Genomic DNA, 20724 nt, shown 5'->3' with positions numbered 1-20724 from the left:
AAATGGATCACTAGGTGTTGTTTTAATTTTCAGAATATTTTAAGTTAACAATTGACAGTTCAAAACTAATATGTTATAGTAACTTATCTTTGTTATGTTTTCTAACGTAACAATTTAATACAAAAGGAGTTTCTAATGGCACTTATCGAATATAAAAATGTTGAAAAATATTACGGTGACTACCATGCTCTTCGTAACATTAACTTAGAGATTGAAAAAGGTCAGGTCGTTGTTCTCTTAGGTCCTTCAGGATCAGGTAAATCAACACTTATCCGTACCATGAATGCTCTTGAATCTATTGAAACAGGTAGCTTAAAAGTAAACGGTCATGAATTAGCCAACGCTAGCAGTAAAGATTTGGTTCAACTGCGTAAGGAAGTTGGTATGGTTTTCCAACACTTCAACTTATATCCTCATAAAACGGTGTTAGAAAATGTGACTTTGGCACCTATAAAAGTCTTAGGCATGTCTCGTTCAGAAGCAGAAGCTATTGCCGAGAAGTATCTGACTTACGTCAACATGTGGGATCGCAAGGATTCCTACCCGGGTATGCTCTCTGGTGGTCAAAAACAGCGTATCGCTATCGCACGCGGACTCGCTATGAATCCTGAATTACTTCTTTTCGATGAACCAACCTCTGCCCTTGATCCAGAAACAATCGGAGATGTTCTTGCTGTTATGCAAAACCTAGCTGCCGAAGGGATGAATATGGTGGTCGTTACTCACGAAATGGGCTTTGCCCGTGAAGTAGCTGATCGTATCATCTTCATGGCTGATGGCCAAATCTTGGAAGACACTACTGACGTTCACGGCTTCTTTGATCATCCCAAAGAACCACGTGCACAGCAATTCCTCAGCAAAATTATTAACCATTCCAGTGAAAAAGTTACTGCCAAAAAAAAAGAACGCAAAGCGTAGTCAAGGAGGATATGAGATGAAATCAATCAAACCATTTCTTATCGCTTGTTTATCATTTGCACTAGTCTTATCTGTTATCGGTTTTTCTCCAAAAGTTAAGGCAGAAACAACTGAGCAACTCTTGTCTTCTAAAGTCATTAAACGGATTAAAAAGGCTGGCGTTCTCAAAGCTGGTGTTAAACAAGACGTTCCTAATTTTGGTTACTTTAGTGCTGAAACAAACCGCTACGAAGGTATGGAAATTGACATTGCACGTAAAATCGCTAAAAGTCTTGGGGTCAAAGTAGCCTTTACCGCTGTGACAGCTCAAACGCGCGAAGCTGTTATCGATAACGGTCAAGTTGACATCGTTATTGGGACCTACACGATCACTCCTGAGCGTCAAGCTTCTTACAGTTTTAGTGAGCCATATTATACTGACGAAGTTGGTTTTTTAGTTAACAAATCTAGCCACTACTCTTCTATCAAAGATATGGACAAAGCAACCATTGGCGTTGCTCAAGGATCGACCACAAAAGGCTTGATTGAAGAATACGCCAAAGCCAATGATTTACACTTCAACTATGTTCAGCTTGGTTCCTATCCTGAACTGGCTATTTCACTTTACTCCAAGCGTATTCAAGCCTTCTCAGTTGATAAATCCATTCTAACAGGCTACCGTAGCCAGAAGACTGCTATTCTTGAGCAAGGATTTAATACGCAAAGTTACGGCATTGCTAGCAAAAAAAATCACAAAGCCCTAACCAACTACATCAACCAGCTCCTTGCAGACTGGTCCAAAGATGGCAGTTTGACAGAAATCTACCAAAAATATGATTTAAAACCGGCTAAAGCCCAACATTAAGAGAAAGGAAGCATTATTTATGACCTATTATTTAGTAACAAGTCCCTTCGCCCTTTCTCGATGGGGTGACTTTTTCGCCAATTTCGGTGATTTTGCTCAAGGCTTTCTCTATACCTTGGGCATGTCAATTGGTGCCTTGTCTCTCTCCCTTCTTCTAGGACTAATTTTTGGGGCTATGTCATCTTCTAAGAATAAGATCCTAAAAACAATCGCCCGTGTTTATGTTGAACTCTATCAAAACACACCGCTCCTGGTGCAATTTGTTGTTGTTTATTATGGTTTGGCTATCATCACGAACGGTTTTATGATGATTTCAGCTTTCTGGACAGCCGTTATCTGTGTTGGGATTTATCACGGTGCCTATATCTCGGAAGTTATCCGTTCAGGAATTGAAGCCGTTCCCAAAGGACAAACCGAGGCTGCACTTTCTCAAGGGTTTACCTACAAAGAAACGATGCAACTCATTATCCTGCCACAAGCTGTTCGAACCATCTTACCCCCCATGACTAATCAAGTGGTTAACCTGATCAAAAATACCTCGACGGTTGCCATTATTTCAGGAGCCGACATTATGTTCGTCTCAAAAGCATGGGCCTATGAGACTACTAACTATGTCCCTGCCTTTGCCGGCGCTGCACTACTCTACTTCATCGTCTGTTTCCCACTAGCAACATGGGCGCGGCGTAAAGAAGAAGAGAATAAAAAAGCATATACTTAGGAGGATAAATGATGTCAGTTTTAACACCAACCAATATTAGCTTTATCCTTCAAGGACTTTGGTTGACCCTTTACATCTCATTGTTGTCGATTGTCTTTTCAACTATTATTGGCACCATACTAGCTGTTATGCGTAACGGGAAGCATCCTATCCTTCGTTGGGTATCAAGCATCTACATTGAATTTGTTCGTAACGTTCCCAATCTTCTATGGATATTCATTATTTTCTTGGTTTTCCAAATGAAGTCAACCCCAGCAGGTATCACAGCCTTTACTGTCTTCACATCAGCTGCTCTTGCAGAAATTATACGAGGTGGCTTAAATGGTGTCGATCACGGTCAAACTGAGGCTGGCTTATCGCAAGGAATGACACACTGGCAAATCTTCATTTACATTGTCTTTCCACAAGCTATTCGGAAAATGTTGCCAGCCATCATTTCACAATTCGTAACGGTTATAAAGGACACCTCACTCCTTTATTCGGTTATTGCCTTGCAAGAGCTTTTCGGAAAAAGCCAAATTCTGATGGGTAAATACTTTGAACCAAGTCAAGTGTTCACTCTTTACCTTATCATCACAGCCATCTACTTTGTCATCAACTTCGCTATATCGACTTATTCCCGTCGACTGGCCAAGAAATGGGCACAAGGAACTGAATAACACAAAATCCACATGACAATCGTTCTCATGTGGATTTTGTGTTGCAGCTTTATAGGGGAAGCATCTCTATTACCATTATCAAGCCTCTTATCTTTCTATTCAAGCTTTTTTGACAATCGTCATGACCGCAACTCTAGTCTTGGTCTACTTTTACAAAGAGACAATGAAAAATAACTCAAGGAACAGAAAAATTGTGATAGATCACTTTATTACATCCTTATCGTACCGTTTCAACACGCCAATTTTTCATACCTCTATAACGAATAGCGCCTTCTTGATCAGTGCGATAGACTGTCATCTTTTCGACATCAAACCGCTCCAAAGTTTCATCATTGGGATGATGATAACGATTATTCAGACCTGCTGATATTAAGGCCTCTGTGGCATTGATATGCCTCAAAAACTCCGGATCAGAAGAGCCTTTAGACCCATGATGACCTGCTTTTAAAACATCCACTGGTAAGTTTGGATATCTAGCAAGCAAGGCTTTTTCTCCTTCAACTTCCAAATCACCAGTAAAAAGAAATCTTTTATCAAGTAACTTACCGTACAAAACAAGAGAATCATTATTGCCGCCATCTCCCTGAGACCATGGGTAAAGAACATGAAGAGATGTCCCCATAATAGGAAACCGATCTCCTGCATGAACCAAGCGCACTTTTATGTTTAATGCTTGTAACTCTTTCACAAAAGATGACTTGGTCATAGCCCCAGGACTAATCAAAATTTCTTTAATTTTGAAATGCTTGGCTAAAATACTTAGATCTCCCATATGATCTGTGTCCGTGTGAGTGATTAACAGTTGATCAATAGTCGAAATACCGCGACTTTTCAAATAAGGAATCGAGGTCTTTTCAGCATTAGCCCTTGTCTGTCGATTGCGCCACGCTTCTTTCTGTGTAAAATCAACTCGACCACCAGTATCGATTAGGAGCGTTTTCCCTCCCATATCCCTAATCAAAATCGAGTCCCCTTGCCCAACATCCATAACTGTGACTTCATTTTCCAAAGGATGTTTCGTCAGAACAAACAAACAGATGCTAGCTAATAAAAGGGCATATCTAAGCTTTTTTTCTTTCCAAAAGTCATGTAAAGCAGCCAAAAAAGCAAGGATTAGGATAAGAACTACTACGTTAGGACTACCAAAAACCAGAGGCTTTGGCGATAGCTGAGCTGTCCATTTGATGACTGACTCTAAAACAAGAAACAAAGGATTACAGAAACTCAAAGACATCAAAGGACTAGCTAATAATACCAGACTTAACAGAGGTAACAAAAGCACGTCAAAAATCACTGAAAAGCAGGCTGTTAAGAGGATGGATAAGGGTTGAAAACTCCCAAAATAAAAAATCAGTAAGGGCAAAATACCAAATGATAAAACCAAACTCTCAGCTACTACTTTGCGACGACCGGATAGTGATTCTAGGTTAAGCCTTGACAAGATAAAAGCATAAGCAAAGGATAAAACACCACCCACAGTCTCTAAAAAATGAGGTGAAAGGATAAAGAATATCAGCATCGTTAGCCCTAAATTGTCCCACTTACGAAAGCCAAACTGACCAAGGATAGTTTGTAGTAAACTACGCACGACTGAAACGGTAAAACCAGTTAAACCAGCATACAGAAAAGAAAAAGGCAAGAGAAAATAACTAAAATGCTCCCTTAAAATGCCTAATCTCAGAAGTATTGTTCGGAAAATACCTATAAAAAAACCTACTTGCATACCTGAAAGGGCAAAGAGATGAATAATCCCCAAATCTGTGTATATATCACTCATCTCATCAAAAGCCTTGTCCAAATACCCCAATAAGAGCCCTGTCATATAATGCTGCATGGGAGCAGGAAAGCTCTGATTGATGTGAACTAGAAGCTGGCGTCGCCACAATCTTACCCACTCGATGGGGTTGTTAGGCTGTGCCACTTTAATTGACGTAATAGCAGTGACTTGCGCAATGCCGTAAATCCCCTCACGCTTCAAGTAAGCGGCATAGTCAAATCCTTTGAAATTGCGTTGACCAACAGGTTTCTCAACTTTTGCGACTACATTTAAACGAACCACTTGGTTGAGCTCTTGAAAATACTTTTTCTCCGATACCGTCTGCAATTGATAATAAAACTGATACGTTTGGTGTCCCTGAACAGCACGTCCTGAAAGTAAATCACCATCTACTGAAAGGCTATCAGGAATGAGACGTAGTTCTGAAACTTGGCTAGGAAGGTTCTTCTCTAATGTATGCTGTCTATGATCAATCCAAACAAAATACAGCGAAAATATAGCGATTATAAGCATGATCTGCCAAATCGTCTTTTTCTGGTATTGCTTGATAAGGCATATGAAAGCAACCACTGCTAAAAAAATAGCAACCCAAGATTTGGTGAAAATAATAAAGTAGGTCAACGTTACTAAAAAAGCCAAATACATTGGCTTTAACAATCTAGTCTCAATCAACCGTCACTTCCTCACGCAGCTTTTCAAGAGTCTTATCACCAATACCAGAAACATTTGACAGGTCATCAACCGATTTAAAACCACCATTGCTATCACGATAATCTATGATGTCCTGAGCCCGTTTTTGACCGATACCAGAAATCGTCTGTAAATCAGCTAGTGTAGCCCTATTAAGGTCGACTTTGCCGGTAGAGACTTCTGAAGAATCCGTTGAGTTTTGAGGAGCAACACTTGAATTTATGACTGAGATATTTTCACCCTGACTCGCCACATAAACAATGCCTTCATCACTTAATTTTTGAGCAAAATTGACAGACTTTCGATCCGCGTCTTCTCTTAATCCACCTGCCAATAAAATAGCATCATTAACACGACTACCACTCGGTAAGTCATAAACGCCTGGCTTTTTGACGGCTCCCTTAACATCAACCGTGATCATCGTCGATGATTGTGATTTTTCCGCTTGAGAGCCTTCTTTCGAGGGCATCGTTGTGCTACTGATGGTTTCTGACTGTCCTGACCATGATGGTAAAAGCTCTTCCTGAGTTTCCTTTGAAGGATTCCTCAAAAGAAAAAGACATGTCATCAGCAGTAAAATAACTAACCCCCCCAGTCCCACGACAACTTTGTTGGTATGGATTTTTTCTAACATATCCTCAAACATGATGTTCCTCCTATTTATTTATTCGAAATCAAAACAAAAAAACTCCAGAAAATCTGAAGTTTTTGGGTACTATGGTTTTTTGATGGTCTTTTCAGGATTCCAAATAAAACTAGCTATAAAACTAAAAACAAGTGTTATGAAGACAGCAAACAGAGCTACAAAGCCCAGTGGGATACGATAGATCAAGGTCAAGGGATTGCGCTTCATTTTTGTCGTACGATAACTGTCATTTTCAGCATCAAGTCGATCAAATTCTGCTTGAATGCGACGAGCGACTTCAGTGATTCCTTCATCATTCATACGGCGAATATCCGAAATGTCAATAGGATTCCCGAAGTTCATATCTACTCGCTCACCATTTAAAAGACCTCCAAGTGTCATTGGACCAGCATAGGCGGCGGGCATAATCTTAACTTTTGCCATCTTAGCAATGACGGCAACACCTCCCTTAACATCTTGCGAATGGCGGCTTCCACTTGGAAACATGACAAGCGAACGATCAGATTTCCTGAGCATCTGAATAGGATACTTGATTGCTTCTTGACCAGGATTATCACGGTCAATTGGAAAAGCACCGCACATACGAATCCACCAACCAAAGATACGATTGGTAAACAATTCTTTCTTAGCCATAAAGATAAACTCTTTGGGACGTGCTGCGAAAGCCATATAAACAGGATCCCAGAAAGTTCTGTGAGGTGCTACTAGGATATAATTGTCATTAGCGGGTAACATTTTCTCTTCATTGTGGTAGTGAGCATTGCCATTAAAAACCCAAAGTAAAAAGACCACTAAACCACGTAAATAAGCATAAAACATGTTATTTCCTCCATACAAAGTCTTTTTATTATATCATGTTATGAACATTTATAAAATAGCCGAGTTGGAAGGTAATAGTAGACTGTTCTCGCTTGACTATTGAAACCCTTTTCTATATGATGACAGTAACATAGGAATCTAATAAAGGAGGAAGATCTGATGAATCAATTCGAAGCTTTCAAAGCAACCCTCTCAGAAGAGAGTCTCAAAGCTATTTACGATGAGACAAAACTGGAAGTTGCTGGTGATAACTTAGAAGGTACAGAAAGCTTTTCAACGGCTCTAGCAACACAAATGGCTATCAATCTTGTTGAAAAATACCACGATTGGCTCAATAGCAATCCCTAAACTTAGGTCCAGCGATCTAAGTTTTTTATTCCTCTTACTTTAAGCGTGTATTAGGAATGATGACTTCTGCCAAAAGACGATTCTCCTCACGAATACGAAACATCAAGGCAATAGCATAGAAGGGAATAATAATTACTGCGGATACCCAAGCGTGGCCTAAAAGGCAGATCCCAATTAACTCTGGCATAATGTTTAAATAATAATTAGGATGTTTGATCGTCTTAAATAACCAATGATCCACAAACTGATGGTCATTAACCACCATCAATTTAATCGTCCAAATATCTCCTAACAAACTTGTGACTACTTTTAATATAGCTAGTGAAAAAATCATCAATGACAACCCTAGTAAAGATGTCCCATCAAAAGCAGGCTGATGAAGATAAATTTCAATAGCGACAGCTAGGTAAAAACTAATATGCAATATCGTAATGACCTTAGAAACTGTCGCGCCGTATTCACGACCTCCATTGGCTAGAATCGCTTTTTCGTTTCGAATAGATAAGCGTAAAAAAACCAATCGCATAACAAACATTAGGCATAGAAATAAATAAATTAGAGACATAGACATTCCTTTTAAGATAAAATATATGGAAATTTTAGTGGAAATTAGTTTAACTGTCAAGGTAAATTTTGCCGTAAAAATCTGATAATGTTATATTTAGAATCTTTTAGGTATCCTCAAAGTCAATTGTGCAAAGATAAGTATTCCTTTGATTTTTCTGATTACCACATCATTTTTAAATCATTTTAATCAGAAAATCAAAACTAAGAAAAGCAACGACAAGGTACAGTCAGTCTTATTTTTGCTATAATAGAATCATGTCTCAATTTCCATTAAAACAGGGAGAGCGTATTGATCAGCTCTTCTCAACGGATGTTAAAATCATTCAAAATAAGGCTGTTTTCAGCTATTCCATTGATAGTGTACTATTATCTCGCTTTCCAAAAATACCATCGAAAGGGCTCATTGTAGACCTCTGTTCAGGAAATGGTGCCGTTGGCCTCTTCGCTAGCACCCGAACCAAGGCTCCAATTACCCTGGTTGAACTCCAAGAACGACTGGCTGACATGGCACGCCGCTCTATCCAACTCAATCAGCTAGAAGAACAAGTAACAATTGTTCAGGATGATCTTAAAAACCTCTTGGAATACGTCCCTCGTTCTCAAGTTGATCTCATCCTCTGCAATCCACCTTACTTTAAATCAACCAAAACATCCAAGAAAAATATCTCTGAGCACTACCTGTTAGCACGACATGAGATTACGACCAATTTGGAAGAAATCTGCCAAGTCTCAAGACATGCTCTTAAATCCAACGGGCGTTTGGCTATGGTTCATCGACCTGATCGTTTTTTGGACATCCTTGACACTCTGAGACGGTATAATTTAGCCCCTAAGCGTGTTCAGTTTGTCTATCCAAAAAAAGAGAAAGAAGCTAATATGCTCTTGATTGAAGCCATCAAAGATGGCTCTATGGATGGTTTAAAAATTTTGCCACCACTCTTTGTTCACCAAGACAACGGGGATTATACTGACGAGATTTTTGAGATTTATTTCGGTAAAAAAGGACAAAAGCATGACTAAATTGAAAGCCTTTATGTATGTCTTAGAATGTGCTGATAAGACTCTCTATACTGGCTACACGACAGATGTGAAACGACGCCTAAAAACCCACAATGCTGGTAAAGGCGCCAAATATACAAGAGCTCGTTTACCCGTAAAACTCCTCTATCAAGAAGGCTTTAGCAGCAAGCAAGAAGCCCAAAGTGCCGAAGCCTATTTCAAGCAGAAAACACGACAACAAAAATTAGAATATATAAAAAACAATAAGGTGTGAAACTAAGTTTTATAGGGTTCCTACCTTATTTTTTCTTCCATAAAAAACAAAAAACCAGCAATCCTCTCCCTGATTGCTGGTTTCATACGATTTTTAGATATTACTTTGGTTTGTTCTACTAATTATCTCTCACCTTTGTTGCGAATAACAAAACCTGTTTTCTTTTCGCTAGAGGTATTTTTATGTGATTTTTTGTTATCTTGACGACGGTTATCTTTTTTGAATTTATCGTCACGACGTTTGAAATCACGGCGGCCACCATCACGATTATCACGACGGCGATCTCCTCGTCCACCACGACGGCGGTCATTATCACGCCCACCGCGATTGCGATCACGGTTACCACGGCCTCCCTTACCTTTACCACCACCTGATGGTTTGAATGGTAATGGTTTTTCACGCGCAATTTCAACATCTGGCATGCTATCTGGATCTTGAACCGTTAAACTCAAAACATAAAGTGCCAATTCCTCAGGAGTGAATTCCTGTGCTAATTGGATCGCGTCACCTTTAAATTTTTCGAAGTTGGCACGGATAGACTCATCCGCAAAATCACGTTCGATTTTCTTAAGAGCTACCTTTTTCTTAGCTTGGAAAGCCTCTTCTGCTGTTGCAGGTTTTAGACCTTTCATAGCTTTTTTAGTTAATTTTTCAATCATTGACAGGTAACCCATCTCATTTGGCGAAACAAATGTGATTGACTCACCTGATTTCCCAGCACGACCTGTACGACCGATACGGTGAACGTAGCTTTCAGGGTCTTGTGGAATATCATAGTTGTAAACGTGTGTGACACCAGAAATATCCAAACCACGGGCTGCTACATCTGTTGCAACAAGAATATCAATTTGATCATTTTTGAAATCACGGATTACACGAAGGCGTTTATTTTGATCTAAATCACCATGAATCCCTTCCGCACGGAAACCACGAAGTTTCAATCCACGTGTCAATTCATCAACACGACGCTTTGTGCGGCCAAAGACAATGGATAATTCTGGTTGATCAACGTCCATAAGACGGGTCATGGTATCAAATTTCTCTTGCTCTTTAACACGAACATAGTATTGATCAACGTTTACATTAGTTAATTCTTTTGCTTCAATCTTAACATGCTTAGGTTCTTTCATGAACTTCACACCGATTCGCTTGATAGCATCAGGCATTGTCGCTGAGAAAAGCAAAGTTTGGCGATTTTCTGGAACACGACTGATAATAGCTTCGATATCTTCCAAAAAGCCCATGTTAAGCATTTCATCAGCTTCATCAAGGATCAATGTTTCAACATTATCCAATTTCAAAGCTTTACGTTTAATCAAATCAAGCAAACGCCCCGGAGTACCAACAACAACGTGTGCTCCTGATTTTAGGGCTTTGATTTGTTTGTCAATTGATGAACCGCCAAAAACGGAACGTACTTTAACACCTTTATCACGTCCGAAACGGAATAGTTCTTCTTGTGATTGAACCGCTAACTCACGCGTTGGCGCGATGACCAAAGCTTGAATGACATTACGATCAGTCGAAATTTTATTAAGTGTCGGCAGGCCAAATGCAGCAGTTTTTCCTGTACCGGTTTGTGCTTGACCAATCACATCTTTACCTTCCAGTGCGAGTGGAATCGTCAACTCTTGGATAGGTGATGCTTCTTCAAAACCAGCGGTTACTACAGCTGCTTGGATATCTTGACTAAGGTTTAATTCTGTAAATTTCAAATGTTTCTCTTTTCTAAAAGTGGTGCGAAGCCACTCTATTAAGCTGGTGCAGATAATTGGCTCACTAAAAGCCAGTTCAAATCCTTATTAATGATAAAAATTTGGCTGATCAAAGTTTTGTAACTTTTCTAGCCAACACATCTGCTAGTAATTATGACAACTTATCTAGTGTAACACAATCAGCGATAAATTGGTAGGTATTCTGTTTAGAAAGATTATAAACACGTTTTCATAGAATCCTTGATCTCTTAATGATTCCTTTTTTCAACTATTGAACTATGAAACCAAATGTTGCCAGACATAGACAAATAGTCTAAAAAGAAGGATTACTAGAACCATATAATTTAAGATAAACAAACACTTTTTTAACCGTGATAAGGCGTTAAATGGGACATTAGCCACAACGACTAAACCAGTAAAACCTGCTGAGAGCCCCAACCACTGACAGATATAAGTAAATGTAAGACTATTGGCAATGGCTAAGCCTATCACGGACCATAGAAATAATAATTTTATTTTCTTTAATGATCCATAAGCCTTGGTCGTATGCGGCATCAGTGTGAAACAGCTAATGACCGCGAGAAGATATAGGATTGGTAAAAATATCATTTCTGATGGTGCCTTCTCTCCTTATTTGTCATACAGTCTCATGTTCAGTTTTATCTCTAAACAGAGGTGGCAATGCTTTTAATGAATATTTCAACTAATTTTGTTTAGTATAACACACAAAAGATACTCTTTCAACATATTTTTGTAATCTTTGTAACACAAAAGAAATACAATGTTTAGAAAACTCTTTGATTTTCAAACATAAAAACAGTAAAAAGCCCTTAGAAAAGGGCTCTATAATTTCTGTAGTGGGTAAATTCTTCTCGGAGATTATGGAGTCTTTTTGAATATAGCAAAAAAGTCCCATATGACTTATAATGAAAAGCGACTAAACCACTCATTAGAAAGACTCATATGGAACAACTAGATTATATCAAAGATTCGCTCGACATTAAAGACCCTAACATCACTTTTGAAAAGACATTTGACAAGTTCTTCACTCACAGAGAGTATCATGCCAAGTTAGATTATGATCCCCCTCAATGCTCTGTTTGTCAAGGAAAAATGACAAAGTACGATTTCCAAAAGCCTTGCAAAATTCCCTATCTGGAAATGGCGGGTTGTAAAGTACTGATTCGTCTCAAAAAGCGTCGCTTCAAATGTCAAGCGTGTGGGAAAATGGCTGTTGCTAAGACCTCTCTGGTCAGAGAAAATCACCAGATTCCCAACATCATTAACCACAAAATCACCGACAAACTCATGAGTCGTGAGGCAATGACAAAAATCTCTGAAGACCTGTCTGTCTCTGTGTCAACCGTCTATCGGCAGCTCAACCGCTTTGAGTGCAAGACCGATTTAACCTGGTTACCCGAGAACATGTCCTGGGATGAGTATGCTTTTAAGAAGGGAAAGATGAGCTTTATTGCCCAAGATTTCGATGCTAACAAGATTATCGCTATCCTTGATGGTCGGACGCAAGCTGTCATCAGAAATCATTTTTTGCGGTATTCTCACAAGGTGCGCAGTCGTGTTAAAGTCATCACCATGGATATGTTTAGTCCCTACTATGACATCGCTAAGACACTGTTTCCTAAGGCGAAGATTGTTCTCGATAGGTTCCACATTATTCAACATTTATCTCGCGCTATGAACCGTCTCCGTATCCAAATCATGAACCAATTTGAGCGTCAATCTCACGAATATAAGGCCTTGAAACGTTACTGGAAACTCATCCAACAAGATAGTCGTAACCTAAACGATAAACGGTTTTATCGTCCAACTTTTCGCATGCACTTGACCAATCAAGAGATTGTGCAACGTCTTTTGAGCTACTCTGATGAGCTACGTCACCACTATGAACTCTTCCAATGCCTTCTCTTTCATTTCCAAGAAAAGCAGGAGAAACACTTCTTTGAACTCATTTCTGATACCATCAAACAAGTCCATCCCATCTTCAAGACCGTCTTATCAACCTTTCTAAAAGACAAGGAAAAGATTATCAACGCCCTGAAACTACCTTATTCCAATGCCAAACTAGAGGCGACCAACAACCTTATTAAAGTCATTAAGCGAAATGCTTTTGGCTTTAGGAACTTCGAAAACTTCAAAAAACGGATTTATCTTGCTTTGAATACAACAAAAGAGAAGACCAAACTGGTCCTCTCTCGGTGTTAACTATAAGTCAACCCACTACAGTTGACAAAGAGCCTAGAAAAGGAACTCTAAGGACTCTCTATCTTCAATATAAGTCGATACCAAGAGGAATCGACTTGTTTTTATGTTTTAGTTTAAAACTGCTGCTGCCAAGGCTTGTTGAATCTGAACAATATTTTTATCACTCTTAAACTGTAATATTTCGGCTGGTTCAACCGCAGACGAAATCCAAATCTTCAACTCCGCATCTAAATCAAAATGCCCAGATGTTTCAACAGTAAATCGCGAAATGGAACGGTAAGGAATTGATTTATAGGAAGTTTTCTTTCCAGTCATTCCTTGTTTATCCACTAAAATAAGACGTTGTTCCGTAAATACAATTAAATCACGAATCAGGGCAAAAGCTAGTGATACTTGTTCTCCTGGAACAAGTACGTCTCTCAATTGCTCTTCAACTTGATCATTATCTTTTTGCGATGCATTTCCTAAAAGACCTGAAAATATACCCATTTTCTTTCCTCGCTTTATCTTTGTTTTCCTCATTGTACCAAAAATAAAAATAGGATTCTGACTTTTACTGTTCAAAAATACCTGACTAAGCCAGGTATTTGATAGTAATAAAAATGAGCCCTTGTTTGAGATGCTTCTAGATAGTTATGAGGTTTAAAGCACACTTATAAAAGCCAGTAAAAATACTCTCATGGACAATGTCACGCTATATTTTCCATTGATGAAAACAACGGATAACGCAACTCGTAATAGGTCTCAATCACTTTTCTCTCTTCCGAGAAAAGATAACAAAATCAACCTGGTTTGTGATCGCTGTATTGTGCTACATTTTCTCTTCTAGTGTCACTTCTGGGTATTTGTCGGCAAACCAACGAAGGGCGAAATCATTTTCAAACAAGAAGACTGGCTGATCATAACGATCTTTAGCTAGGATGTTGCGACTCGAACTCATACGTTCATCTAGGTCTTCTGGTTTAATCCAACGAACAGTCTTTTTACCCATTGGGGTCATGACAACTTCTGAGTTATATTCTCCTTCCATGCGATGCTTGAAGACTTCAAATTGAAGTTGTCCAACGGCACCAAGCATGTATTCGCCTGTTTGGTAATTTTTGTAAAGTTGGATGGCGCCTTCTTGTACTAGTTGCTCAATGCCTTTGTGGAAGGATTTTTGCTTCATGACATTTTTAGCAGCCACTTTCATGAAAATCTCTGGTGTGAAGGTTGGTAATGGTTCGAATTCAAATTTATGTTTACCAACTGTTAGGGTATCCCCAACCTGATAAGTCCCTGTATCATAAACACCGATAATATCACCAGCGACAGCATTTTCAACATTTTCGCGTGATTCTGCCATAAATTGAGTCACATTAGAAAGCTTAGCCCCTTTGCCTGTACGTGGAAGATTAACACTCATCCCGCGTTCAAATTCGCCTGAAACGATACGCACAAAGGCGATACGGTCACGGTGACGAGGATCCATATTGGCTTGGATTTTAAAAACAAATCCAGAGAAATTCTTATCCAGAGGATCAATCAGCTTATCTTCAGTTGTCTTGTGTCCATGTGGCTCTGGTGCAAATTCCAAGAAAGTATCAAGGAAAGTCTGCACCCCAAAATTGGTAAGGGCTGAACCGAAGAATACTGGCGTTAAATCACCTTCAAGAATAGCTTCTTGAGAAAAGTCATTACCAGCTTCACTTAACAGTTCAATGTCTTCTTTTGCTTGCTCATAAAAAGGATTATTGTCAAAAAGTTTATCCCCATCAGCAATATCTGCAAAACGCTCATCACCTTTATAAAGTTCTAAACGTTGATGATGAATATCGTAAAGTCCTTCAAAAGCCCGTCCCATACCGATTGGCCAGTTCATCGGATAAGACGCGATTCCCAAGACTTCTTCTAACTCTTCTAAGAGATCCAGTGGTTCACGGCCATCACGGTCTAATTTATTGATAAAGGTAAAAACTGGAATGTTACGATGCTTAACAACCTCAAAAAGTTTTTTGGTTTGAGCCTCGATACCTTTGGCAGAGTCCACAACCATGACAGCAGCATCCACAGCCATAAGGGTACGATAGGTATCCTCTGAAAAATCCTCGTGACCAGGAGTGTCCAAGATATTGACTCGTTTGCCAGCGTAGTCAAACTGCATGACAGATGATGTTACCGAGATTCCACGTTGTTTCTCGATATCCATCCAGTCAGATTTAGCAAAGTTACCTGTTTTTTTCCCTTTAACGGTACCAGCTTCACGGAGCTCTCCTCCGAAATAGAGTAATTGTTCTGTAATGGTCGTTTTACCAGCATCCGGGTGAGAGATGATAGCGAAGGTACGACGGCGTTTGATTTCGTCTTGAATTGACATGATTATCCTTTTCTAGTCGGTTAATTAGTAAGATTAGATGACTGTTTTTCATTGATTATCTTGCTTCAGGTGCAGTATAAAAAGAGCTACACTATTAGCAACTCTTTTATTATAGCTAAATAAGGATGGTCTAGCAAGTCAGGCTCTCACGGTCAAACGGTCAATTTCTTTTGACATCAGCTTTTGAACTAGTGTCATTAAGATTGAAATGACCAAACTAACAACCAAAAGATTCAACATACCATTCTGGCTAGCTAAAATCGGAGTTTCACGTAAAAAACCATAATTAGCATGAAAGACTAAATCTACCACACCAATAATCATATTTACCCAAAATGTCATTTGAAGAATGTTTTTAAAAGAAAGATGACCACTAACTTCATTTTGATACAGATAAGTTAGACAGTTAATCAGCAAAGCCATATGTCCAACAACATAAGACAAGATGGTCAGGTGAGGAAATGGATAGGGATCAAAAATAGGATAACAAAGGGCACAGATAGCTCCTGCTGTCCCGAGATAGGCAAAATAGGTTTTAAGCCTCCCCTTGGGTAAAAATAGGATGGCCAACGTGGCTATGCGACAGTGGTAAAGAGGAAGACATTCTGTAATATCGAAGTGTGCTAAAAGGTACCAAGCATACAACGAAACGATTTGAAGATATTGGACATTCTTCCAAAAAGTTCTATAACCAGGCATGGTATAGCAAAGCCGAGTCATGCCAAAGGAAAGGATCACTAGCGACACAAGAAAGCTACAAACAACAGGTGTAACTCTAGGCGCGTGACTCGCCGTACCAGTTATCATTGATGGGATTGTAAACATATTGACCTACTTCGTTTTTTCTAGAATTGCCACAATATCAGCTAAGTTCATCGAATGACTTCCTTTGAGTAAGATTTGATCATTTTTCTCTAAGTTATTAAGAATGGCTTCAGATAGGCTTTCAAAGTCATCCTTATCGTCTGATTTTTCGAAGAAGAACACCTGATTCTCAGAAAATTTTTCTCTAGCTAAGTTTGATAACGATTTAATATCTTCTCCATAAAAGAAGAGTAGATCGAGACTTTCAGAAGATAAGCTATCAAGAACACTCTCATGAAGAGCCCTTGAAGCCTTGCCAAGTTCTTTCATATCCGCAAGAACAGCAAGTTTTCTGCCTCCTTCGTTTTTAGGGATACTTGAGAAAGTTTCTAGAATCAATTTCATTGCTGTTGGATTGGCATTATAGACATCTGATAAGATATCAGCACCATTAGCAGCTTTTTTCCATTCCGTACGATTTTTAGTGAGTTCTAAGTCTCGGAAAGCTTGATAGATGTCTTGATCTGCAACCATCAACAATTTAGCTACATAAGCTGCTACCATAGCATTTGTGGCATTGTATTTTCCAGTTACTGGTAAGAAAACAGAGTCTTCTAAGAAATTGGTTTTAAACGTCAAAGAGTCTTTTGATTCTTGAAGCTCTGTGATAAAGATATCTTCGTCTATGCCAAAACGAATGGTTGGTTGATTTTCAGGTAAATAAGAATTGATGACAGTATCCGCTGGAGCAATTAAAATGCCATCGCTGTCCATCCCATCCGTGATTTGCATCTTACCTTCTGCAATCTTGTCTCTGTTACCAAAAAATTCCAGATGAGCTTCTGCTACCAGAGTGACAACTCCAATACGTGGCTTAGCTATTTCTGATAACAACTTAATATCACCTAAACGATCCTGTCCCATTTCCAAAACAAGTTTTTCCGTATTATCTGGCATGTGGAGAACAGTATAAGGTAACCCAATCTCGTTATTGTAATTACCTTGTGTTTTATATGTATGATAAGTCGTTGACAGAAGCTGAGCAATCATATCCTTAGTCGTTGTTTTGCCATTTGAACCTGTCACTGCAATAACGTCGACACGACTACGTTCAATATAATAACTGGCTAGCGTTTGAAAAGCAGTTAAACAATTATCAACCAATATAAAAGGATGATCTTCAATCACTTTTTCAGAAAAAGTAGCTAAGGCACCATTTTTAAAGGCTGTCTCGATAAAGTCATGACCATCACGCTGACCTTTCAAGGGAAGAAAAAGATCTCCCTCGCTAATATTGCGAGAATCAAATTCAATCTGACTCAGGTCTACATCTTCAAATTCTGTAATATCATTTTTTGCGCCGACAACTTTGGCGACTTCATGTAATCGCAATTTCATCTTACAATCCTTCTTGTTGTTCAATAATGTTTCCATTATATCATAATTTTTCAAAGAGTTTTTAATGAGGAAAAGCATTACTTGTCCAACTTTTTTCATAAACTCTACTGAACCTTGTTATTTTGAAAACTTGTGTTATGATAAATGAGGCTGTTCTTACAACTGACAAGGTCAGGGATTGGCCTCAACTGTTTGTGACTGGCTTATCCGTAATCTAAGGAATCAAAACGCTCAGTCATTCACTATATCCACCGGTAGTTAGCCTCAATCGTCTCATACAAGAGACCTAAATCGCTACTAGCAGACCTACTATCTCTTCGAGGTTTTTTGATCATGAAAACATTATTAACTTTTCCAAAATTAAGTGTTCGTCGCCTAGCAACCATCGGGATCTTGCTAGCTCTTAGTTACTTGCTCGGGCGACTTTCCATTACTATCATCCCAAAACAACTGGTGTTTAGTTTCACCTTTATTCTCGAAAGCATTATCGGTAGTATTACTGGTCCTCTGCTAGGATTTCTAACTTTGGGTATTTTTGATCTTATCGACACGCTCTTTTCTGAGAAAGCTGGGATGTTCCTCATCGGTTGGACCGTTATGGAAGCTATTATGGGATTTATCTACGGCGCCTTCTTTTACGGCAGGTCATTCAGTTGGTCATCTAAGAAAGATTGGTTTTATGTTTCTTTGGCTATGACTGTTATCACCATCTTAGGGAGTTTCATCATGACTCCTTGGTTAATTCAACACTATTACCATGTTCCTATTATGGCACAATTCATCGCAGGTCGTTGGATCAAAATAGTTGAAATACCCATTCGTATCTTGGTAGCCATGACAGTCTTCCCTCAGTTGAACCGTATACCAGAATATCGCAAACTCTTAAATCCCCAAAATTAGCAATCCATTAACGCTAATGCTACCAAACAAAAAATGACCTTGAAAACTGTTCAGGTTAAAAACATCAAAAACCTTAGAATTCATTTTCTAAGTTTTTTTTGATGCTATGCTGGAAGCTCTTTTGAATCACTAATACGGCTAGTCGTTTTTGGCAAATAAAAAGGTTCAAGAAAGTAGTCCAAAAGGAACTGTTTCTCAAACCTAAAGTTTCACCTTGGAAACTATTTTTATTGTAAATGACTTTCGCGTTTATGATACATGTCTTGAGCCAGACTTACCAATTCTTCAATCAAATCAGAGTAAGCTAGGCCCATATTTTCCCATAACAATGGGTACATTGACCATTGGGTGAAGCCAGGCATAGTGTTGAGTTCATTTAGGAAAATATCGCCAGATTCTGTATAGAAAAAATCACAGCGTGATAAACCACTACCACCAAGAGTTTTAAAGGCTATTTCCGCATAAGCACGCATTTGATCCATCACTTCAATAGGAATAGAGGCTGGGATAGCCATGGTAATTTTATTATCGATGTATTTCGCCTTGTAATCATAGAAGGCAACATCTTTAACAACTTCACCAGGCTCAGTCGTTTTGACATCTGTATTACCTAAGATCCCAACTTCAATCTCGCGTGCAGTAAGGCCTTGTTCAATCAAGATACGACTGTCAAACTTTAGAGCTTGGGCAATTGCCTCACGAAGTTCACCTTCATTTTCAGCCTTGGAAATCCCAACAGAGGAACCCATATTAGCTGGTTTAACAAAGATTGGGAATGTCAAGGTAGCCATGCTTTCAGCAACAGCTTTTTCTAGGTCATCTCCTTCAATATAAACCGTGTAGGCGACTTGTGGAACTCCTGCCGATTCGAGTACTTGTTTTGTTGTGATTTTATCCATAGCAACACTGGAAGCATGAACATTAGTTCCAACATAAGGCATTCCCAAAATTTCTAGAAAACCTTGTATAGAGCCGTCTTCGCCCATTGGACCATGAAGTACTGGGAAAACAACGGCATTGTCCTCATAGATGTCTGAAGGCTTTACTTGTTGTTCCAATTTGATCGTTTGATTAGTCATCAAGCGCTCATTCTCGTCAGGCTGGTTAATAAACTCTTGCGTTTTTATAAATTCACCCTTGTGAGAAATAAAGTATGTCTTGACTTGGAATTTATCATAATTGACAGCTCTCATCACACTCTGAGCAGACAGTACCGAAACGTCACGCTCAGCCGAACGACCACCATAAAGCAATACTAATGTTTGTTTTACCATAAGAACTCTTTTCTATCATTATTTCAACTCGTATTTAGTTCAAAAAGCTGATACGTTATTGAACTGACGCTCCTGATTACAGTAACGTCTCAATCCTTTTTATCATATCATAATTCCAATAAAAGACAAAGTTAAGCCTAAGTATTTTTGACTTCTTTATAAAAAAAGATTCCAAATAATCTTTGGAATCTAATGATTTTAGAGCTCTGTTCGATTTTCGATGGCCCGCAGCAAGGTTACTTCATCAGCGTATTCAATATCTGAACCAACGGCTAGACCACGCGCCAATCGAGTGACTTTAATGCCGGCTGGTTTCAGCACACGAGAAATATACATAGAGGTCGCTTCCCCATCTGCTGTAGCATTTGTAGCAATAATCACTTCATTGACGTCACCATCCATCAGTCGAGTAATAAGTGTTTTTAGATTGATATCATCAGGAGAGACACCATTCATCGGAGAAATCAAACCATGTAAAACATGATAAAGACCATGGTATTCTTGGATTTTCTCCATGGCTGAAACATCTTTAGATTCTTCGACAACGAGAAGAACGGAACGATCGCGACTGTCATCTGTACAAATATTACAAGGATCGTCATCTGTTAAATTGCCACAAATCGAACAGTAGGTTAGTTCACGTTTTGCCGCGAATAAATTTTTAGCGAATTCATTAACATCTTCGTCCGACATTCCAATCGTATAAAAGGCTAAACGAGTCGCTGTCTTGATACCAATACCTGGTAATTTTGAAAAGCTATCGATCAATTTAGCTATTGGTGTTGGGTATAACAC

Annotated in this window: 20 protein-coding genes; 9 read left to right on the top strand and 11 right to left on the bottom strand. The window is 38.9% G+C overall.

Annotation, left to right across the window (positions count from 1 at the left end; genetic code table 11):
• Nucleotides 1-135 precede the first annotated feature (135 nt).
• The 4 genes from A2G56_RS09760 to A2G56_RS09745 are packed head-to-tail and all read left to right on the top strand — an operon-like array spanning nucleotide 136 to nucleotide 3139.
• On the top strand, nucleotides 136-918 hold the full coding sequence (locus tag A2G56_RS09760; protein ID WP_062712131.1) for an amino acid ABC transporter ATP-binding protein: 783 nt from the start codon (nucleotides 136-138) through the stop codon (nucleotides 916-918).
• Between the two features lie 16 nt (nucleotides 919-934).
• Nucleotides 935-1762 carry a transporter substrate-binding domain-containing protein gene (locus A2G56_RS09755; protein ID WP_062712129.1) on the top strand — a complete coding sequence of 276 codons (828 nt, stop codon included), beginning with the start codon at nucleotides 935-937 and terminating at the stop codon, nucleotides 1760-1762.
• Between the two features lie 19 nt (nucleotides 1763-1781).
• Nucleotides 1782-2480, top strand: a complete 699-nt coding sequence (locus A2G56_RS09750) for an amino acid ABC transporter permease (protein ID WP_062712127.1) — start codon at nucleotides 1782-1784, stop codon at nucleotides 2478-2480.
• Between the two features lie 8 nt (nucleotides 2481-2488).
• On the top strand, nucleotides 2489-3139 hold the full coding sequence (locus A2G56_RS09745) for an amino acid ABC transporter permease (RefSeq protein WP_062712123.1): 651 nt from the start codon (nucleotides 2489-2491) through the stop codon (nucleotides 3137-3139).
• 217 nt (nucleotides 3140-3356) lie between these two features.
• On the opposite strand, the gene A2G56_RS09740 is transcribed toward A2G56_RS09745, so the two are convergent.
• The 3 genes from A2G56_RS09740 to A2G56_RS09730 all read right to left on the bottom strand — a co-directional run bounded on the left by A2G56_RS09740 (nucleotide 3357) and on the right by A2G56_RS09730 (nucleotide 7071).
• The gene (locus A2G56_RS09740; protein WP_062712120.1) at nucleotides 3357-5588 is read right to left on the bottom strand and encodes a DNA internalization-related competence protein ComEC/Rec2; all 2232 of its coding nucleotides are present in this window, start codon (nucleotides 5586-5588) and stop codon (nucleotides 3357-3359) included.
• Complete coding sequence (locus tag A2G56_RS09735; RefSeq protein ID WP_062712117.1) at nucleotides 5581-6252, bottom strand: helix-hairpin-helix domain-containing protein; 672 nt, start codon at nucleotides 6250-6252, stop codon at nucleotides 5581-5583. The genes A2G56_RS09740 and A2G56_RS09735 overlap by 8 nt, the downstream gene beginning before the upstream one ends.
• A gap of 69 nt (nucleotides 6253-6321) precedes the next feature.
• Nucleotides 6322-7071, bottom strand: a complete 750-nt coding sequence (locus A2G56_RS09730; protein WP_062712115.1) for a lysophospholipid acyltransferase family protein — start codon at nucleotides 7069-7071, stop codon at nucleotides 6322-6324.
• A gap of 159 nt (nucleotides 7072-7230) precedes the next feature.
• Here A2G56_RS09730 and A2G56_RS09725 point away from each other — a divergent pair, with 159 nt between their 5' ends.
• Entirely contained in the window at nucleotides 7231-7419 is a 189-nt protein-coding gene (locus tag A2G56_RS09725) for a hypothetical protein (protein WP_062712112.1), read from the top strand.
• A 34-nt stretch (nucleotides 7420-7453) separates the two neighbouring features.
• Here A2G56_RS09725 and A2G56_RS09720 read toward each other — a convergent pair whose 3' ends face one another.
• Nucleotides 7454-7984, bottom strand: a complete 531-nt coding sequence (locus A2G56_RS09720) for an isoprenylcysteine carboxyl methyltransferase family protein (RefSeq protein WP_062712109.1) — start codon at nucleotides 7982-7984, stop codon at nucleotides 7454-7456.
• A 257-nt stretch (nucleotides 7985-8241) separates the two neighbouring features.
• Here A2G56_RS09720 and A2G56_RS09715 point away from each other — a divergent pair, with 257 nt between their 5' ends.
• Together A2G56_RS09715 and A2G56_RS09710 are read left to right on the top strand one after the other, a co-directional pair.
• A complete protein-coding gene (locus A2G56_RS09715; protein ID WP_062712107.1) occupies nucleotides 8242-9006 on the top strand; it encodes a tRNA1(Val) (adenine(37)-N6)-methyltransferase in 765 nt (254 codons plus the stop codon).
• Nucleotides 8999-9259 (top strand): GIY-YIG nuclease family protein, encoded by a 261-nt coding sequence (locus A2G56_RS09710; protein ID WP_062712104.1) that lies wholly within the window; start codon nucleotides 8999-9001, stop codon nucleotides 9257-9259. The genes A2G56_RS09715 and A2G56_RS09710 overlap by 8 nt, the downstream gene beginning before the upstream one ends.
• Nucleotides 9260-9381: 122 nt before the next feature.
• Here the strand turns inward: A2G56_RS09710 and cshA are convergent, their stop codons facing one another.
• The gene (gene cshA, locus A2G56_RS09705; protein WP_062712102.1) at nucleotides 9382-10974 is read right to left on the bottom strand and encodes a degradosome RNA helicase CshA; all 1593 of its coding nucleotides are present in this window, start codon (nucleotides 10972-10974) and stop codon (nucleotides 9382-9384) included.
• 963 nt (nucleotides 10975-11937) lie between these two features.
• Here cshA and A2G56_RS09695 point away from each other — a divergent pair.
• Nucleotides 11938-13197, top strand: a complete 1260-nt coding sequence (locus A2G56_RS09695; protein WP_062707495.1) for an ISL3 family transposase — start codon at nucleotides 11938-11940, stop codon at nucleotides 13195-13197.
• Between the two features lie 108 nt (nucleotides 13198-13305).
• Here the strand turns inward: A2G56_RS09695 and A2G56_RS09690 are convergent, their stop codons facing one another.
• The 4 genes from A2G56_RS09690 to A2G56_RS09675 form a co-directional block, all read right to left on the bottom strand.
• Nucleotides 13306-13686, bottom strand: coding sequence for a PH domain-containing protein (locus A2G56_RS09690; protein WP_062712096.1), 381 nt, complete (start codon nucleotides 13684-13686; stop codon nucleotides 13306-13308).
• A 322-nt stretch (nucleotides 13687-14008) separates the two neighbouring features.
• Nucleotides 14009-15553: a peptide chain release factor 3 gene (locus tag A2G56_RS09685; protein WP_062712093.1), complete on the bottom strand. Its 1545-nt coding sequence runs from the start codon at nucleotides 15551-15553 to the stop codon at nucleotides 14009-14011.
• Between the two features lie 138 nt (nucleotides 15554-15691).
• Nucleotides 15692-16378: a YwaF family protein gene (locus A2G56_RS09680; RefSeq protein ID WP_062712090.1), complete on the bottom strand. Its 687-nt coding sequence runs from the start codon at nucleotides 16376-16378 to the stop codon at nucleotides 15692-15694.
• A gap of 6 nt (nucleotides 16379-16384) precedes the next feature.
• A complete protein-coding gene (locus A2G56_RS09675; RefSeq protein ID WP_062712087.1) occupies nucleotides 16385-17755 on the bottom strand; it encodes a UDP-N-acetylmuramoyl-tripeptide--D-alanyl-D-alanine ligase in 1371 nt (456 codons plus the stop codon).
• A gap of 333 nt (nucleotides 17756-18088) precedes the next feature.
• On the opposite strand from A2G56_RS09675, the gene A2G56_RS09670 reads away from it, so the two are divergent.
• Nucleotides 18089-18655: a folate family ECF transporter S component gene (locus A2G56_RS09670; RefSeq protein ID WP_062712084.1), complete on the top strand. Its 567-nt coding sequence runs from the start codon at nucleotides 18089-18091 to the stop codon at nucleotides 18653-18655.
• A gap of 227 nt (nucleotides 18656-18882) precedes the next feature.
• On the opposite strand, the gene A2G56_RS09665 is transcribed toward A2G56_RS09670, so the two are convergent.
• Together A2G56_RS09665 and recR are read right to left on the bottom strand one after the other, a co-directional pair.
• Nucleotides 18883-19929: a D-alanine--D-alanine ligase gene (locus A2G56_RS09665; protein WP_062712081.1), complete on the bottom strand. Its 1047-nt coding sequence runs from the start codon at nucleotides 19927-19929 to the stop codon at nucleotides 18883-18885.
• A gap of 198 nt (nucleotides 19930-20127) precedes the next feature.
• Nucleotides 20128-20724, bottom strand: a complete 597-nt coding sequence (recR, locus tag A2G56_RS09660; RefSeq protein ID WP_062712079.1) for a recombination mediator RecR — start codon at nucleotides 20722-20724, stop codon at nucleotides 20128-20130.

Source organism: Streptococcus halotolerans (genome assembly GCF_001598035.1).
Lineage (GTDB): Bacteria > Bacillota > Bacilli > Lactobacillales > Streptococcaceae > Streptococcus > Streptococcus halotolerans.
This window is presented reverse-complemented; position numbering and strand designations above follow the sequence as displayed.

Bases quoted from the DNA above. Each gene is read 5' to 3' on its own strand.
- A2G56_RS09710 (WP_062712104.1), top strand. From the start codon at position 8,999: ATGACTAAATTGAAAGCCTTTATGTATGTCTTAGAATGTGCTGATAAG.
- A2G56_RS09685 (WP_062712093.1), bottom strand. From the start codon at position 15,553: ATGTCAATTCAAGACGAAATCAAACGCCGTCGTACCTTCGCTATCATC.
- A2G56_RS09745 (WP_062712123.1), top strand. From the start codon at position 2,489: ATGATGTCAGTTTTAACACCAACCAATATTAGCTTTATCCTTCAAGGA.
- A2G56_RS09730 (WP_062712115.1), bottom strand. From the start codon at position 7,071: ATGTTTTATGCTTATTTACGTGGTTTAGTGGTCTTTTTACTTTGGGTT.
- A2G56_RS09690 (WP_062712096.1), bottom strand. From the start codon at position 13,686: ATGGGTATATTTTCAGGTCTTTTAGGAAATGCATCGCAAAAAGATAAT.
- A2G56_RS09720 (WP_062712109.1), bottom strand. From the start codon at position 7,984: ATGTCTCTAATTTATTTATTTCTATGCCTAATGTTTGTTATGCGATTG.
- A2G56_RS09755 (WP_062712129.1), top strand. From the start codon at position 935: ATGAAATCAATCAAACCATTTCTTATCGCTTGTTTATCATTTGCACTA.
- A2G56_RS09675 (WP_062712087.1), bottom strand. From the start codon at position 17,755: ATGAAATTGCGATTACATGAAGTCGCCAAAGTTGTCGGCGCAAAAAAT.
- A2G56_RS09760 (WP_062712131.1), top strand. From the start codon at position 136: ATGGCACTTATCGAATATAAAAATGTTGAAAAATATTACGGTGACTAC.
- A2G56_RS09750 (WP_062712127.1), top strand. From the start codon at position 1,782: ATGACCTATTATTTAGTAACAAGTCCCTTCGCCCTTTCTCGATGGGGT.
- A2G56_RS09665 (WP_062712081.1), bottom strand. From the start codon at position 19,929: ATGGTAAAACAAACATTAGTATTGCTTTATGGTGGTCGTTCGGCTGAG.
- A2G56_RS09695 (WP_062707495.1), top strand. From the start codon at position 11,938: ATGGAACAACTAGATTATATCAAAGATTCGCTCGACATTAAAGACCCT.
- A2G56_RS09715 (WP_062712107.1), top strand. From the start codon at position 8,242: ATGTCTCAATTTCCATTAAAACAGGGAGAGCGTATTGATCAGCTCTTC.
- A2G56_RS09680 (WP_062712090.1), bottom strand. From the start codon at position 16,378: ATGTTTACAATCCCATCAATGATAACTGGTACGGCGAGTCACGCGCCT.
- A2G56_RS09735 (WP_062712117.1), bottom strand. From the start codon at position 6,252: ATGTTTGAGGATATGTTAGAAAAAATCCATACCAACAAAGTTGTCGTG.
- A2G56_RS09670 (WP_062712084.1), top strand. From the start codon at position 18,089: ATGAAAACATTATTAACTTTTCCAAAATTAAGTGTTCGTCGCCTAGCA.
- A2G56_RS09725 (WP_062712112.1), top strand. From the start codon at position 7,231: ATGAATCAATTCGAAGCTTTCAAAGCAACCCTCTCAGAAGAGAGTCTC.